A 14,900-nucleotide genomic window follows, 5' to 3' on the forward strand; every position below is an offset into this window, starting at 1 on the left:
ACTTCTCCACCGCATCGGCGAGCCTCCATCATTTGTAGAAGAAAAAAGAACTACCATCACCCTCGAAGCCAGACCGCAGACAGGAAGGATGTGGATACCTTTCACGATGACGCCCCGTGGACGAACGTGAATATCCCTCCGAGGCCTACTTAGTCGCATCTTTGGCCTGGGATACGGCTCAGATAAGACATCACCGAAAGGACACCGATGAGGCAACCGAAAAAACCTAGGCCTTCTGACTGGCTACTGCAGATACTCAGCTCCTGGGGAGCAACAGCGCGAATAGTCGTGGTTATGTTCTTCCTGTTCGGTTCAGCATGGCTGACGAGCACGGACGTTGAGGTCGGGCCGCTGAAGCTCACAAACCTCGACACGAACGAGAAGCACGACCACTGGGCGGCTACATCCTGGGGATAAGAACGGCAGGGTCGAGCAGGCAGCCGAAGTTCTCAACTCCGGCTGCCTCCTGCTCCTGACATCGCTATAGATGTTTGCGGATCACCGACGGGGGTCGAGCAGCCCTATCCGATCGGCGAGGAAGCGCAGGTCTCGCCCGCCCGCATCGCGGCGTGCGCGTAGCAGTAGCTCGGTGACGATCTCGCGGACGAAAATGTCGTGCTGGGTACGCGTCGGCGCAAGTCGGTACGCCTGTTGCAGCAACTCAATCACTTCGAGGTCGTGCCCTCGCAGCGCGGCCAACGCCCGGGCATGGTCGATCAGTAGACCGGTTCGACGCGAGGCGAACGGGATGCGCTCCGGATCGAGGTCTCGGGCTACCTGTGCCGCGAGTATCGGGTCCTCGGTCTCCATAGCGATCGAGATTCGCCATTGATCGACGTTGGCCTGCGAGAACGCCAAGAAGAACGCATTACTTGCCTCCGTCCGCGCAGCCAGTTCGGTTGCCTCGGTGATAGCAGCAGCCGGGTCGGCAGTCTCGGCAACAGCACCGGCAAACGCACTGGTCAACAACGTGTTGCCGCGCAACTCCAGCAGCTCGGTGCTATCGACTGAGTTAGGCAGCATTTCCACGGCTTGCCGCGCCAGCGCCTCGGCCCTCGCGAAGGCACCAAGTCCGATCAATGCCTGAGATCGCGCGAACTCACTGGCCGCGATCCATACCGGATCATCGAGCCGCATTGCTGCTTCGTGGCCACGTTCGGCGGCGATCCACGCCAGGTCGGTCGCTCCGAGATTCTTGACCAGCATTGTCGTGACCTGACAGGCCAGCACCAGGCTACGCAACGCCTCCGCCCGAGCTGGGCCATCACTGGCAGCCACAGCATGGAGATCGACCAGCAGAGCAGGCATTGCCCGGCCAACAGTGGCGAGTTCGGCAGACTGCCGCGCGACAGCCAATCGCGTCGTCTCACTTTTCAGGGCGAGAATGGACCGTTCACATTCCTGACTCGCATCGTCCAGGCTGGACTGCAACAACGCCAACCGGATATCTGGGATCGCGCCGCTGACCTCGTCGCTGCTGCCCGCCAATAGATGCTGCTCTCCGGTGAGATCGCTCAGGCTGACCCGTAGCGCATTGGCGATCTTGGTCAAGGTGGAGCGACGTTCGACCGTCACATAACCGTTCTCGATCTTGCTCCAGTATCCCTTACTCATCCCGGCCAGGCCTGCGGCCTGTTCAACGGTCATACCCCGCCAACGCCGTAGCCGTCGCGTCGCCGTTCCGAGCGTGACACCGCTCTCGCTGCCCTGCTGCATTTCGCCAGCCTACGAGCTGTCTCAGAACAGGAGAAGAGCGAAGTTTCCTCAGGTTTCCATTTAGGAAACTTTGTCTAATCAACGACCCATACCTTCGGTGCGATCACAGGAGGTGTTCACATGATCGCAGTCCGCAGTGGAGTGCAGGTGACGAGTCCTCGGAGCACGGCGACTCGGCTGCCAGCCGATGAAACTCCGACTCACGAAGACAATGCGGCCACGAAACTGCGCAACCGACGACCGTCCAAGTCCAACGCGCAGTCAGTTCGGCGAGGCGCTGGCTCAGAGACCGAAATGGAGCCCGGCACAGCTGCTGATGCTTCCCGCCGTTGGGCTGGCCGGTTTCGGCGACTGGAGCATCGGCGGGACGAGGGGTACAGCTCGGTGTCCGTCGCGGTCTGCGGCGCCGTGTTGGTGCCGGTGGACGAATGGGTTCGGCTGTTGCGTTGCGCGCAGTGCTTTCCGAAGGCGGCGGACGCATGAACCACCTGGCCTGGTTCGTGCGGTCGGTTCGATCCGGGGACACGCATCTGGCTTCGATGCGCGGCCACGATTCCATCCGGCCGGTGTGTGCCCCGGAGATCGAGTTTCGGCCGATGAATCGTCGAGGGTTGATCGTCTGCTTCTACGACGAGCAGCGGTGCCCGCTGTGTCTGCCGTACGCGAGCGGCCGGCTACCCGGATCAAAGCGGTTGGCGGTCGTGCGATGAACCGGGATGGCGAGCGCTGGTTCCTGCAGGATGCGTTGCCGCGCGCCGGGTTGTGCCTGGACCGGCATCTGATTCGGGGCTCACGACCGGCGGAGGGAACGGACGTGATCACCGCGTGCGGTGTTTCGGTGGTGGTGAGTCCGTCGCCGGACTGCGACGTGGACGGCGATCTCGCGCTGTTCAGCGTTCGGCCGTGCTGGCTGTGTGTCGAGCAGGCGACCGGCGACTCCCGACCCTATGCACGCCCGCGGCCTGATGCCGAGGGAATGCGATCTCTTCGCAGGAACTTTGACTGATTTCCATCGCCGGCTCGAACGGCCCCGGCTACGCCGACCGAATGATGTGCCGGGCCCGCGACCGGGCCCCACGACAACGAGCGAGGAGTTACCGGGCCCATGCCCGATGAGACGACGTCCACCCCAGCCCCGGACAACGGCCGTCCGGCTCGGCCACTGCGGACAGTTCAGAGTCGACCGCCGAGGCTTCAGACGGTGCCGCGTATTCACCCGTCCATCCCCACCCGGCCGGCGCCGACCGAACAGGTTCCGGTGATCCTTCGGGCCTCGCCCGGGGCCAACGAGCCGTGGTTGGTCTGGGAGGCCCTGTTGGCAGCCGCGCAGCGATGGACGGTGCGACCGGCGGAGGCACTTCGGCACGCCCATGGGATCAGCGTCTACGACTATCGGCTGTTGCGGCTGCTTGCGCGGGCTCCGCACCCGATGCGCAAGGCCATCGTGACGACCGCGCTGGACCTGCCGCCGCGAAGCCTCGATCACAGCGTCACCCGGCTCGCCGAACGCGGCTTCCTGCTCGTCCGAGGCGCTCGCACCGATCGGCGACTCGTGCTGACACCGGCAGGCACGCAGTTCCTGATCGAGGTGGTGGCTACCCTGCGCTCGGTCACCGACACGGCGGTCGGCGCAGACACCGCGCTGCGCCCCAGCGAACGGGCGGCGTTGGTGGCGTTGCTGGCGAGACTGCGGACGTGAACGGGCGCGCGGGCTCGGCGGGCTGGTAACGGTACGGTCGACCTCGGTGCCCTAGTCGGCGGTTCATGTCGATGGGCTGGTTGCTCGGAGGATGGACAGTCGTGGCGTGGAGTACCCGTCAGCTCGCCGAACTCGCCGGGACCAGCCTGCGGGCGGTGCGTCACTATCACACCGTCGGGTTGTTGGCCGAGCCCGAACGAGACTCCAACGGCTACAAGCGGTACGCCGTGGCGCATCTGGTGCGGCTGCTTCGGATCAAACGGTTGGCCGACCTCGGGTTCTCGCTGGCGCAGATCGCGAATCTGGCCGACACCGACGAACATCCCGAGCGGGAGATGCGCGCGTTGGACGCCGAGTTGGCCAAGAACATCGAACGGATGCAGGCGGTGCGCGCCGAACTTGCGGCCACACTGGAGAACTCGCCGCCGATCGACCTGCCCACCACGCTGGGTCTGTCCGCCGAGGACGTGCGGTTCAGCGAGGCCGATCGCTCGTTCATCGTCGTGCTGTCGAGGCTGGTCGACCCCGAGACTCTGGGCCCGTGGGCGGAGATGCTCACGGCCGCCGAGGACGAACTGTCGACGCTGCGCTCTGACGCCGACGAGGACACCCGGCAGCGGTTGGCGGAGCGGCTCGCCGAGCACCTCTACGATCTGATGATCGCTTTTCCGAGCATGGCGGACCTGAGCGAGGACAGCAGGCTCAAGAAGGAGAGTTCGGTGCAGGCGATCGGCGCCGCACTCGTCGACCTCTACAACCCGGCACAGATCGATGTGATGGTGCGGATGAACATAGCCCTCGCCGCGTTGCGCGAACCCGCTACCTCGGATGCGGCGACACCGGACGACGATCGCCCCGATACCGACGGCGGCTGATCTCCGGCCCCGTGCCCGCAGCGGCGAGGCCGCCGCGACTCAGTCCAGACCGGACAGGATCAAGACCCGGTCCTGGGTCAGGTCGTCCATCGCCGCCCGGACGCCCTCGCGGCCGATACCGGAGTCCTTCACTCCGCCGTAGGACACCTGGTCGGCCCGATAGGACGGGACGTCGCCGATGACCACCCCGCCCATGTCGAGCACCTCGCTCGCCCGGAATGCGGTGCGCAGGTCGTGGGTGAACACACCGGCCTGAAGGCCGAATCGGGACTCGTTGACCGCCGCGAACGCCCCATCGATCTCGTCGAAGTCCGCCACGGTCAGCACCGGGCCGAACACCTCCTCGGCCACCAACCGCTCCCCCGGCGGCACGTCCGCCACGATGGCCGGGGTGAGGGTGGCGCCGTCCCGGGCGCCACCGGTGAGCAACCGACCGCCTGCCGCGACCGCCTCGGTGATCCAGTCCTCGACGCGGCGGGCGGCGGGCTCGTTGATCAGCGGTCCGACCTCGGTGCGTTCGTCTGCGGGGTCGCCCAGAGTCAGGGCGCGCACCGCTGCGACAAGCAGCTCCGTGAAGCGTTCTCGCAGATCACGGTGCACAAGGACTCGTTGCACCGCGATGCAGGACTGGCCTGCCTGATACGTGGCGAAGGCGGCGATCCTTCGGGCGGCGCAGGCCAGATCCGCCTCCGACGACCAATCAGGACAGACGATCACGGCCGCGTTTCCGCCGAGTTCCAGGGTGACGTGCTTGCGCGGCACGGCGTCGCGGATCCGCCAGCCCACCGGGACCGAGCCGGTGAAGGACACCACGGGCAGCCGAGGGTCGGCGACCAGCTCCGGCATCCGATCGTCAGGCACCGGCAGCACCGACCAGCTGCCCTCGGGCAAACAGGCCTCGGCCAGCAGCTCCCCCAGTAGCAAGGCGGTCAACGGGGTGGCGGGAGCGGGTTTGACGATGATCGGGGCGCCGACCGCGAGTGCGGGCGCGAGCTTGTGCACCACCAGGTTGAGCGGGAAGTTGAACGGCGCGATACCGAGTACGGGGCCGCGCGGCACGCGGCGGGTCATCGCGATCCGGCCGACGCCGCCCGGATCGGTGTCGAGCCGTTGCAACTCGCCCGACCAGCGGCGGGCCTCCTCGGCGGCCCAGTCCAGCACGCCGGCGGCACGGGTGACCTCGATCCGCGACCAGCGCAGCGGTTTGCCGCTCTCGGCGGTGATCAGCGCGGCGATCTCATCGGCGCGACGGCGCAGTCCGGCGGCGGCGGCTCGCAGCGCATCGGCCCGGCGGTAGGCGGGTAGTGCGGCCGTCTCGGCGGTCGCGGCCTGGGCTGCGGCGACGGCGCGTTCGACGTCGGCGGTGTCGGGGACGGCCGCCACGCCAACCGGCGCGCCGTCGAACGGGTGGTACACCGGGAGGGTCTCGGTTCCGGTCACGGGTCGGCCCGCCACCCAGCAGGGTCGGATCGTGTCCATGTCAGCTCCTAGCGGGTGTCGATCACGGCCTGCCGCGTGCGCTGCCAGCGCCGATACAGCTCGTCGTAGCGGTGGGACCGCTCGGGATCGGGTTCGACGCCGGTCAGTCGTGGTGCCATCGCGGCCTGGGCGGATCGCAGGTCGGGATGCAGCCCGGCGGCCACGGTGGCCAGCAAAGCCGCGCCTCTGAGACTGACGTCGGCCTCGACGCAGACCGACAGCGGCCGACCCAGGACGTCGGCTCGCAACTGGGTCAGCGAGGGGGATTTGGCCGTGCCGCCCGCGAGAAGCACGGGCACACCGTCATCGGTGCCGCCGAGTGCCTCGACGGCGGAGCGGACGACGTAGGCGGCGGCCTCCTGGGCGGCGCGCACCACGTGGGCGGGTCCGTGTCGTTCGTGCATTCCCCACAGCGCGCCGCGTTCGGCGGGCTGCCAGTCGGGGAAGCGACTACCGGTGACGAGTGGCACCAGGGCGAGTCCGTCGCAGCCCGGCGGGATGTCGTCGTAGGCGGCGCCGAGTTCGGCGGTGGCCGTTGCCGGGTCGCCGAGGCCGAGTAGCGCGGTCCAATGGGCGACGCCCGCACCGGTCATGCCGGTGGCGCCGCCCAACGACCAGTGTGCGCCGTCCAGGTAGGGGTTGAGCACGCCCGCGCGGCCTGCCGCCTCGGCGGGGTCGGTGAGGATGCGGGTGAGGACATCGGTGCTGCCTGCGACGTCGACCACGGCGCCGGTCCGACTGCCGAGCACGGCAGCGGCTCCCACCGTTCCGTCGGGTCCGCCACAGGCGACGGGCAGTCCCTCGGGCAGCCCGGTCCGGCGAGCGGCGTCGGCGTGGACGTGGCCGACGAGGTCGGTGGCGGCGTGCTGTGGCGGGAAGCAGGTCGGGTCCAGGTCTGCGGCGGCGATCAGTTCGGCCGACCAGGTTCGGCGGTGGACGTCGGAGCCGAGGGTGTAGGCCGCGCTGGTGTGGTCGGTGGCGGCGACGCCGGTGAGTCGGCCGACCAGGAAGTCCTTGGGGCTCGACACGCAGCGAATTCGCTGATGCGCCCGGGGATCGGTGCGGCGCAGTGCGCGTAGGGCGGGGACCGCGCCGCCGGTGACGACCGGGCGCCCGGCGCGATACAGGGCGACTGCGGGATCAGCCCAGCCCTGGGTCACCTCGTCGGCGCCTGCGGTGTCGGCCCAGCCACCGCCGGGGGCCACGGGTTCGCCCGTGTCGTCGAGGGCCACGGTGCCGATGTGGCCCGCCACGGCCAGCGCCCGCAGGTCCTCGCTTGCCGCGTCGCCCTCGGTGCCCTCGGCGAACAGCGTGCGCAGCACGATCTGGAGGTCCGCCCAGAGCCGCAGGGCGTCGAAGGTGACCGCGCCCTGCCCGGGCGGGCGTTCCCGGCGGGCCTGGCGCAGGACTCGGCCGTCGGCGGTGACGACGGCCGCCCGCACCGCCGAGGTGCCCACGTCCACGGCGCAGACCACGGGGCGGGCGTCCACTCAGGCCTCCAGGCGGATCGACAACGGGAACTCGGGGCGGGCCCAGCTCTGCACGAACTCGACCGGGTTCGAGGAGTCGTCGTAGGTCTCGCGACGGGAGGCGATCAGCGGCGAGCCCTCGTCGACGCCGAGGATCCGGGCCTGTTCGGCGGTGGCCGCCGACGCGGAGACCTCCTGTTCGGCCCAGCGCAGCCGCAGGCCGCAGCGTTCCTGCAGCGTGCGGTACAGCGAGTCCCCCAGCAGCGGTTCCCTGGCCACCACCGGCGCCAGGGCGTAGGGCAGCCAGGATTCCTGCAGCGCGGCGGGGACGTCGTCGACGATGCGCAGCCGTACCAGCCGGACCGCTTCCTGTCGGTCCTTGAGTCGTAGTCGCGCCGCGATGTCCGACGGCGGGACGAGGGAGCCCTGTTCCCGGATGATGCTGCGCATCCGATCGTGCTCGGCGCCGACCTCCTCGGCGAAGGGGGCGAGTCGGTTCAGGCGGCGGGCCCGACTCCTGGGGTGGGTGACGAAGGTTCCCGCACCGCGCCTGCGTACCAGGAGTCGTTCGTCCTGGAGTTGGTCGACGGCCTGTCGCACGGTCATCCGGCTGACCCCGTACTGCTCGGCGAGCAGTGGCTCGCTGGGCAGGCGTTCGTCGGGTTTGAGTCCGCCCGAGGTGATCTGGGAGGCCAGGTCCTCGTAGATCAACTGGTACCTGGGAACACGGCTCACGGGGTGCCTCGTTTCCTCGTGCCGCCCCGATACGGCGCGCTGGCCGTCGGTCGGGGCGGGTTCGACATCATGATCCCCATCGTCGTGGGTGTCGCCTCGGCGACGGGATCCGCATCCATGATCAGATCGCGCCGTCGGCGCGGAGCCGGGCCAGGCGATCCGCCGAGAGTCCGAGCAGGTCGCGGTAGACGGTCTCGTTGTCCTCGCCGACGGTCGGTGGCGCCTTGCGGATGGAGCCGGGTGAGGCGCTGAGTTTGATCGGGATGCCGGGCAGCGTCAGTGGTCCCAGGGTGGGGTGTTCGACGTCGACGATCATGTCCCTGGCCGCGAGTTGCGGCGAGGCGAGGACCTCGTCGAGGTCGGCGACCTTGCCGAAGGGCACGCCCGCCTCGGTGAGGGCGGCGGCGATCTCCGGGCAGGTTCTGGGTCGGGTCCACTGCGCGACGGCGGCCTCCAGTTCGGCCACATGCCTCATCCGGCCCGGGACGTCGGCGAAGCGGGGATCCTCGGCGAGGTCGCCCCTGTCCATCACCGCGCAGAGGCGGGGGAACAGCGGGTCGGTGCCCGCGTGGATGTAGACGAAGCCGTCGGTGGCAGGGAAGACACTGGCCGGCGCGGTGAGTAGGTCTCGGGATCCGTTGCGGCGGGGTTGTTCGCCGAGCATGGCGTAGGCGCTGGGCCGGGTGCCGAGCATCGCGAACAGGGCGTCGAGCGATCCGACGTCGACGTGTTGGCCCTCTCCGGTGCGTTCCCGGTGCAGCAGGGCCAGCAGAGCGCCCATCGCTCCGTGGAAACCCGCGACGTAGTCGGCGACGTAGGTGCCGGTGAGGGTGGGTTCGCCCTCCGGCGAGCCGGTGAGGCTCATCAGTCCGGAGGCGGCCTGGGCTACGGCGTCGAACAGTGCGCGTTGCCGATCGGGCCCGGTCTGGCCGAAGCCGGAGATCGACACCAGGGTGATGTCGGGGCGCAGTTCGCGCAGCCGGTCGTAGGACAGCCCCATCTTCTCCATGGTGCCGGGGCGGTAGTTCTCCACGACGACGTCGCTGTGTCGGACGAGGTCCTCCAGCAGTCCGAGGGCGTCGGGGTGTCGGGTGTCGAGGGTGATGCCTCGTTTGTTGCGGTTGTAGACCATCGTGTAGACGCTCTCGCCCCGGTGGAAGGGCGCGTGTTTGCGCGCGTCCTCACCGCCGGGGCGCTCCAGTTTGATCACCTCGGCGCCCATGTCTCCGAGGATCTGCGCGCACAGCGGGCCTGCGATGAAACGGGACAGGTCCAGGACCCGGATGCCCGCGAGCGCGCCGGGCTCGGTTGCGGGGTGGCCGTCGGTTCCGGGGTGCCGGGCGGCCGTGTCGGCTGCGGCATCGTCGGTGCCCGCCCTCGGCAGGTCGGTGGGTTCGTCGGTCACGTCCTGCTCCTGCTCTTTCTCGACTGCGGCGGCTGTGGTCTCGGGTGGTCAGCCGTCCTCGGGATCGTGCGGCCGGAACGCCGGGTATGTCCAGGCGTTGACGTCGGGGTCGATCGGCACGTCCAGCAGGACGGGTCGGTCGCCGGCCAGTGCCTCGCCGACGCGCTTGGCGAGCACGTCGAGGTGGGTGACTCGTTCGCCTGCCACGCCCAGTCCCCTGGCGACGAGGCCGAAGTCGGAGAGTCCGAAGTCGACGCCGATGGTGCGGCCGTCGAAGTGCACGATCTGTTCCTGTCGGATGTTGCCGTAGCCCGCGTCGTTGAACACGACGATGCAGACGCGACCGCCGATTCGGCCGACGGTCTCCAGTTCGCCGAGGCTCATGCCCAGCGAGCCGTCGCCGACCAGCACGAGGACCGGTCGTTGCGGGTCGATCGCGGCGGCGGCGACTGCGGCGGGGACGGCGAAGCCCATGTTCCCGAAACCGACGGGCTTGATGTAGCTGTTGGTCTGTCGCACGTCCCAGAGGTAGGACCACACTCCGGGGTTGCCCGCGTCGGGGATGAGCAGGGTGTCGTCCGGGGCGACCTCGCGGAGTCGGCGGACGATGTCGGCGGGTGAGAGTAGCGCGTCGGCGGGTCGCGGGGCGATCTCGGTGGCCTGCCACCATTCGGTGCGCGCCGTGCGCAGTGTCTCGACCCACGGGTTGCGTTTCTCGGCGGGTTCGGCTGCCCGGTCGGCGATCGCGGTGCGCAGGGCGTCCATCGCGGTGGTCGCGTCGGCCACGATCCCGGTGGTCTGCCTGCCGTAGTAGCGGCCGATGGTGCCGGGGTCGACGTCGATCTGCACGATGTCGGGCAGGGCGAGCCGCCAGCGCCCGGTGGACACGGCGTTGAGGCTGTTGCCGACGGCCAAGACCAGGTCGGCGTCGCCGATCACCCTGCTGCTGAGGTTGGTGCCCATTCGGCTGAGGGCGCCGAAGACCAGCGGATGGGTGGTGGGGACGGCGCCGATGCCGTTGAAGGTGGTGATGACCGGTGCGTTCAACGCCTCGGCCAGGGCGAGCACGGCCTGGCCTGCGTTGGAACGGTTGACGCCGTTGCCCACCCAGATCACCGGGCGTTCGGCGGTGAGCACGCGCTCGGCGAGGGCGGCCAGTTGTGCGGCGTCGGGTTGGGGGCGCTGGCGCACCCAGTCGCGCAGCGGGTGGACCTCGGGGATCCTCGGCACCGTCGCCAGCGGCTTCTCGATGGTGTCGCGAGCGAAGTCGAGGTGGATGGGGCCGGGGTTGCCGGTCATCGCCCGGACGTAGCCCTCCTCCATCGCCTGCACGATGGAGCTGCCGTGGGCGACGAGCCTGCTCCACTTGGTCAGGGGTTTGAAGAGTTCGACGTGGTCGGCGTTCTGCGCGTCGTCCTTGTGGATGTTCTCGCCATTGTTGTTGCAGGTGATCACGAAGGCGGGGCTGGAGTCGCGCAGTGCGCCGCCGACGCCGGTCATCAGGTTGGTGGCGCCGGGGCCGGTGGTGGCCAGGCAGACGCCGGGGGTGCCGGTGAGGCGTCCGTAGGCGTCGGCCATGACGGCGGCGGCGCCCTCGTGGCGGGCCGTGACGAACTCGATCTCCGGGGTGTCGCGGATCGCGTCGGTGATGGCCAGGGTCTGGCCGCCGGGTACGCCGAAGACGTGGCGGACGCCGAGCGAGACGAGGAGTTCGACGACGAGGCTGCCGCCGGTGGTGGTCACGGTTGCGGTGGTAAAGTCGCTCATGGTCGGTTGCCCTTCGTCGTGCTGTCGTTCGAGGTGGTCGGTCGGGCTGCCGGTCGGGTCGTCCCGGGTTCGGCCCCGGCGGCCTCGGGGTCTGCGGTGATGTCGGAACGGTGGGTCTCGGCCGCCAGGAAGGCGGCGATCACGGAGATCAGCGAGGCCAGCACCATGTAGAGCGCGACCGGCCAGGCGGCTCCGCCGCTGGCGGCCAGCAGTGCGGTGGCGATGAACGGCGCCAGTCCACCCGCGAAGACGGCGGTGATCTGGTAGCCGATGGAGATGCCGGTGTAGCGGACTCGGGTGCCGAAGAGCTCCGCGAAGAAGGCGGGCTGCACGCCGTATTGCGCGCCGACGGCCAGCGAGTAGGCCACGATGATCGCGAGGTAGATCAGCGGGGTGGATCCGGTGTCGAAGAGCCAGAAGAACGGGAACGACACCAGTACCGAGCCGATCGCGCCGCCGAGGAACACCGGTCTGCGACCGATGCGGTCGGAGAGTGCACCGAAGGCGTAGAAGGTGAACATGCCGATCACCGCGGCGACGGTGGTAGCGGTGAGCACCACGCTGCGTTCGACCGAGGCGTGGTCGGTGGCGTAGCTCAGCGCGAAGGTCAGGATGATGTAGCCGAGGACGTTCTCGCCGAAGCGCATGCCCATCGCCAGCAGCAGCGGGCGTCGGTTGTCCTGGAGGGTCTGTGCCAGGGGCGAGCGTTCCCGGGACGTGGTGGACGTCGGCTCGGCGTGGCCTGCTGCGGCGCGTTCCTCGAGTTCCCGCAATTCGGCGGCCTTCTTCGCCTCGGCCTGCCGTTGGGCGGCTTGGAAGGCGGGGGTCTCGGTGAGCTGGAATCGGATGATCATGCCGACCGCGACGAGGACGGCACTGAACAGGAACGGAATCCGCCAGCCCCAGGAGAAGAGCTGCTCGTCGGGTAGTCGAGCCACCAGCGCGAAGACTCCGGTGGACATCACGACACCCAGGGCGTTGCCGACCTGCGGGAAGCTTCCGTAGGCGCCTCTGCGACCGTCGGGAGCGTATTCGACGGCGACCAGTGCCGCGCCGCCCCATTCGCCGCCGACGCCGAAGCCCTGGATCAGGCGTAGCAGCACCAGCAGGATCGGGGCCAGGATGCCGACCTGTTCCGCAGTCGGGAGCAGGCCGATGAGGCAGGTCGACACGCCCATGATCATCAGGGTGGTGACCAGCGCGGCCTTGCGGCCGATGCGGTCGCCCATGTGCCCGAAGACGATGCCGCCGAGCGGGCGGGCGAAGAAACCGACGCCGAAGACGGCGAAGGCGGACAGTGTGCCGATCAAGGGGTCCGTTCCGGGGAAGAACAGTCGCCCGAAGACCAGGGCCGAGGCCGACCCGAAGATGAAGTAGTCGTACCACTCGATCGCCGTGCCGACGAGGCTCGCCGTGGCAGCGCGACGGACGGTGCGCCGTGAGGGCGCCGTCGGCTCCGCATTCGCGGGCATGGACATGACCGCTCCTTTGACTAGTTGTCTAGACTATAGCGTTGCAAACGCGCGGTCTCCGACCATCGCGAGGGAGTCGTCAGGGCCGCGACCCGGTCACCGCGCGGTAACGGCCGCACCGACACCGGACGGATCGGACCGACGACCGTCGTCAGCCCGCACCGGGGCGAGGATCAACCACGAGCGAGCAGGTCCGCGGGCCCCTCGGTGATCCCGGCCAATTCCGCCGACGCCCAGCCGATCGCGGTCCGGACGCCGTCGTCCTTGGTCGTCCAGACCTCCAGCTCCAGACGACCGTCCCGCTCGCCGACGACCGCACCGTGCACGGTCAGCGCCTCATCTACGAAGGCCGGATGCACGAAACGCAGATCCAGTTCGCCACTGGTGAACCAGGACGCGCCGAAGAAACCGGTCATGGCCTGGACGATCAGTCCGGTCTGCTGTTGGGCCTGCACGATGGTGCGGTCCAATCCGGAGGCCGCCGCGCGTTCGCGGCTGGTGTGCACGTTGGCGAAACCTCGGCCCGCCCAGGAGAAGACCATCATCTGGTCCTGGGAGAACGCCCGTCTCGGCCCCGCCACCGGGGTGCCCGCCTGCAGCCCCGGCGCAGCCCGGTGTGTCACCGGAAGATCCGCGCGGGCCTCGCCGTGTACCCGACGGCCCGAGGACGATCCGCCCGATCGCCCGCCGCCGACCACCTCGCCCGCGACGGTCCGCATGATCTCCCGTCCGCTGTGCTCGACGAGCAGCCTGCCGTCCCCGGCACGGGCCTCGGCGTCGAGCACGACATAGCCGTGGCCGCGTCGTTCATACTTCTCGGTGTAGGCCCCGGTCACGGTGACCTGTTCGCCGCGATGCACCGGGCTGTGGAATCGGAGTCGTTCATGGGTGTGCAAGCCCTGCGCGGTGTTGCCGTCGTATCCCTCGTAGAAGAGGAAGAGCAGGTCGTTGGCCAGAATCAGTGGGTGACCGACGGGGCCGCCGAAGGGCGAGTCGCCGAAGTACCAGGATCCGTGGTCGCCCTGCGCGAAGGCGTAGGAGAGCGTCTTGGCCTCGTCGACGACGAACTCCACCGGGCCGAATCGTTCCGGGATCTCGACCAGCTCGAAGCGGGCTTCCTTCTTGGTCGACGTGGTCTTCATCGTGGTGTCCTCTCGTCTGATCGGTGTCGGGGCCGCCCCTGCCGGGAGCCCCTGCCGGGCGCTCATGTCGGGTTCGTCGGCTCGGTCTCGGCGGTCTCCTCGACCTCGCAGGACGCCCAGCCGACCGTGCTCAGGCGCCCGTCCGCGCGCCGCACCCAGACGTGCAGTTCGGCGGCGACGATCCGACCGTCCTGTTCGGTGAGATCGGTGACCACGCCGCCGACCTCCAGCGGCTCGAAGACCTCGACGGGATTGACGAACTTGGTGCGCACCCAGCCCGAGGTGAACCAGCGCAGCCCGAAGAATCGGGTCAGCAACTCGGTGACCAGGCCGCACTGTTGCTGGCCCTGCACGATCGGGATACGCAGGCCCGCCTTCCTGGCCAGATCGAGGTCGGCGTGGACGTTGCGGACGTACTCGCCGGTCCGGGAGAACACCGAGGCCTGTTCCTGGGTGATCGTCTTGGCCAGCGGGGTCAGTGGTTGGCCGATACGCAGCCCGGTGCCCGCGCGGTCGGCGAACGGCAGGCTCGCGTCGAACTCACCGGTGACTCGACCGGGTGCGGCGGCGGAGTCCGCCTGGGTGCTGCCGCGACCGGCGATCTCTCCCGGCACGGTCCGCAGGATCTCCACTCCCCTGGCCCGCAGCAGCGATCGTCCGTCCTCGCCGGTGGCGGCGGCCTCCATCACCACGTAGCCCTGGCCGCGTCGTTGGTAGGCCTCGACATAGCGTCCCGTCAGGGTGACCTGCTCGCCGAGCCGGACGGCGTCGTCGTACCAGAGCTGTTCCTCGGTGTGCAGGCCGACGGTCCGGCTGGCCGCGTAGCGGGTGGTGAACAACTGGACGATGTCGTTGGTCAGCAGCCCGGCATGGGCGATCCGCTCGCCCAGCGGGCTCGCCGACAGGTGCCACGGGTGATAGTCGTCCTGCGTGAAGGCATATCGCTTGATCTTGTGGTCGTCGACGACCAGGGTCACCGGGCCGAGTTCCTCCGGTATCTCCAGGTTCTCGAAGATCGGCTCCTTGAGCCCGGCCTCCCAGTCGACACCCTCGGCGACCCGACGTGGATCGGTCAGGTCTCGCCACACCGACATAGGACTTCCTCTCGTTTCGCGGTCGGACAGCTCGGCGACGCCTGCGC

At 68.9% G+C, this 14,900-nt stretch carries 12 protein-coding genes; 3 read left to right on the forward strand and 9 right to left on the reverse strand.

The features are described from left to right. Positions 1–498: 498 nt before the first annotated feature. A complete protein-coding gene (locus BKA25_RS14275) occupies positions 499–1,716 on the reverse strand; it encodes a helix-turn-helix domain-containing protein (RefSeq protein WP_069849162.1) in 1,218 nt (405 codons plus the stop codon). Between the two features lie 649 nt (positions 1,717–2,365). Here BKA25_RS14275 and BKA25_RS14280 point away from each other — a divergent pair. The 3 genes from BKA25_RS14280 to BKA25_RS14290 all read left to right on the forward strand — a co-directional run bounded on the left by BKA25_RS14280 (position 2,366) and on the right by BKA25_RS14290 (position 4,290). Continuing rightward, positions 2,366–2,722 carry a hypothetical protein gene (locus BKA25_RS14280; RefSeq protein WP_157421053.1) on the forward strand — a complete coding sequence of 119 codons (357 nt, stop codon included), beginning with the start codon at positions 2,366–2,368 and terminating at the stop codon, positions 2,720–2,722. A 195-nt stretch (positions 2,723–2,917) separates the two neighbouring features. Next, positions 2,918–3,415, forward strand: a complete 498-nt coding sequence (locus BKA25_RS14285) for a MarR family winged helix-turn-helix transcriptional regulator (RefSeq protein ID WP_069849157.1) — start codon at positions 2,918–2,920, stop codon at positions 3,413–3,415. A gap of 101 nt (positions 3,416–3,516) precedes the next feature. Beyond that, positions 3,517–4,290, forward strand: a complete 774-nt coding sequence (locus BKA25_RS14290; protein ID WP_069853632.1) for a helix-turn-helix domain-containing protein — start codon at positions 3,517–3,519, stop codon at positions 4,288–4,290. A 39-nt stretch (positions 4,291–4,329) separates the two neighbouring features. On the opposite strand, the gene BKA25_RS14295 is transcribed toward BKA25_RS14290, so the two are convergent. From BKA25_RS14295 to BKA25_RS14330, 8 genes are all read right to left on the reverse strand, one after another. After that, positions 4,330–5,769 carry an aldehyde dehydrogenase family protein gene (locus BKA25_RS14295; RefSeq protein ID WP_069849155.1) on the reverse strand — a complete coding sequence of 480 codons (1,440 nt, stop codon included), beginning with the start codon at positions 5,767–5,769 and terminating at the stop codon, positions 4,330–4,332. A gap of 8 nt (positions 5,770–5,777) precedes the next feature. Continuing rightward, on the reverse strand, positions 5,778–7,259 hold the full coding sequence (locus BKA25_RS14300) for a xylulokinase (RefSeq protein WP_069849153.1): 1,482 nt from the start codon (positions 7,257–7,259) through the stop codon (positions 5,778–5,780). After that, positions 7,260–7,973 (reverse strand): GntR family transcriptional regulator, encoded by a 714-nt coding sequence (locus tag BKA25_RS14305; RefSeq protein WP_069849151.1) that lies wholly within the window; start codon positions 7,971–7,973, stop codon positions 7,260–7,262. A gap of 121 nt (positions 7,974–8,094) precedes the next feature. Continuing rightward, on the reverse strand, positions 8,095–9,378 hold the full coding sequence (locus BKA25_RS14310) for a CaiB/BaiF CoA transferase family protein (protein ID WP_236750771.1): 1,284 nt from the start codon (positions 9,376–9,378) through the stop codon (positions 8,095–8,097). Between the two features lie 48 nt (positions 9,379–9,426). Further along, complete coding sequence (locus BKA25_RS14315; protein WP_069849150.1) at positions 9,427–11,145, reverse strand: thiamine pyrophosphate-binding protein; 1,719 nt, start codon at positions 11,143–11,145, stop codon at positions 9,427–9,429. After that, a complete protein-coding gene (locus BKA25_RS14320; protein ID WP_084642959.1) occupies positions 11,142–12,623 on the reverse strand; it encodes an MFS transporter in 1,482 nt (493 codons plus the stop codon). The genes BKA25_RS14315 and BKA25_RS14320 overlap by 4 nt, the downstream gene beginning before the upstream one ends. A 167-nt stretch (positions 12,624–12,790) precedes the next feature. Then, positions 12,791–13,759, reverse strand: a complete 969-nt coding sequence (locus BKA25_RS14325) for a MaoC family dehydratase (RefSeq protein WP_069849149.1) — start codon at positions 13,757–13,759, stop codon at positions 12,791–12,793. A gap of 62 nt (positions 13,760–13,821) precedes the next feature. Further along, complete coding sequence (locus BKA25_RS14330) at positions 13,822–14,853, reverse strand: MaoC family dehydratase (protein WP_069849147.1); 1,032 nt, start codon at positions 14,851–14,853, stop codon at positions 13,822–13,824. Positions 14,854–14,900: the final 47 nt, after the last annotated feature.

It is taken from the genome of Actinoalloteichus hymeniacidonis (assembly GCF_014203365.1).
Taxonomy (GTDB): Bacteria; Actinomycetota; Actinomycetes; order Mycobacteriales; family Pseudonocardiaceae; genus Actinoalloteichus_A; species Actinoalloteichus_A hymeniacidonis.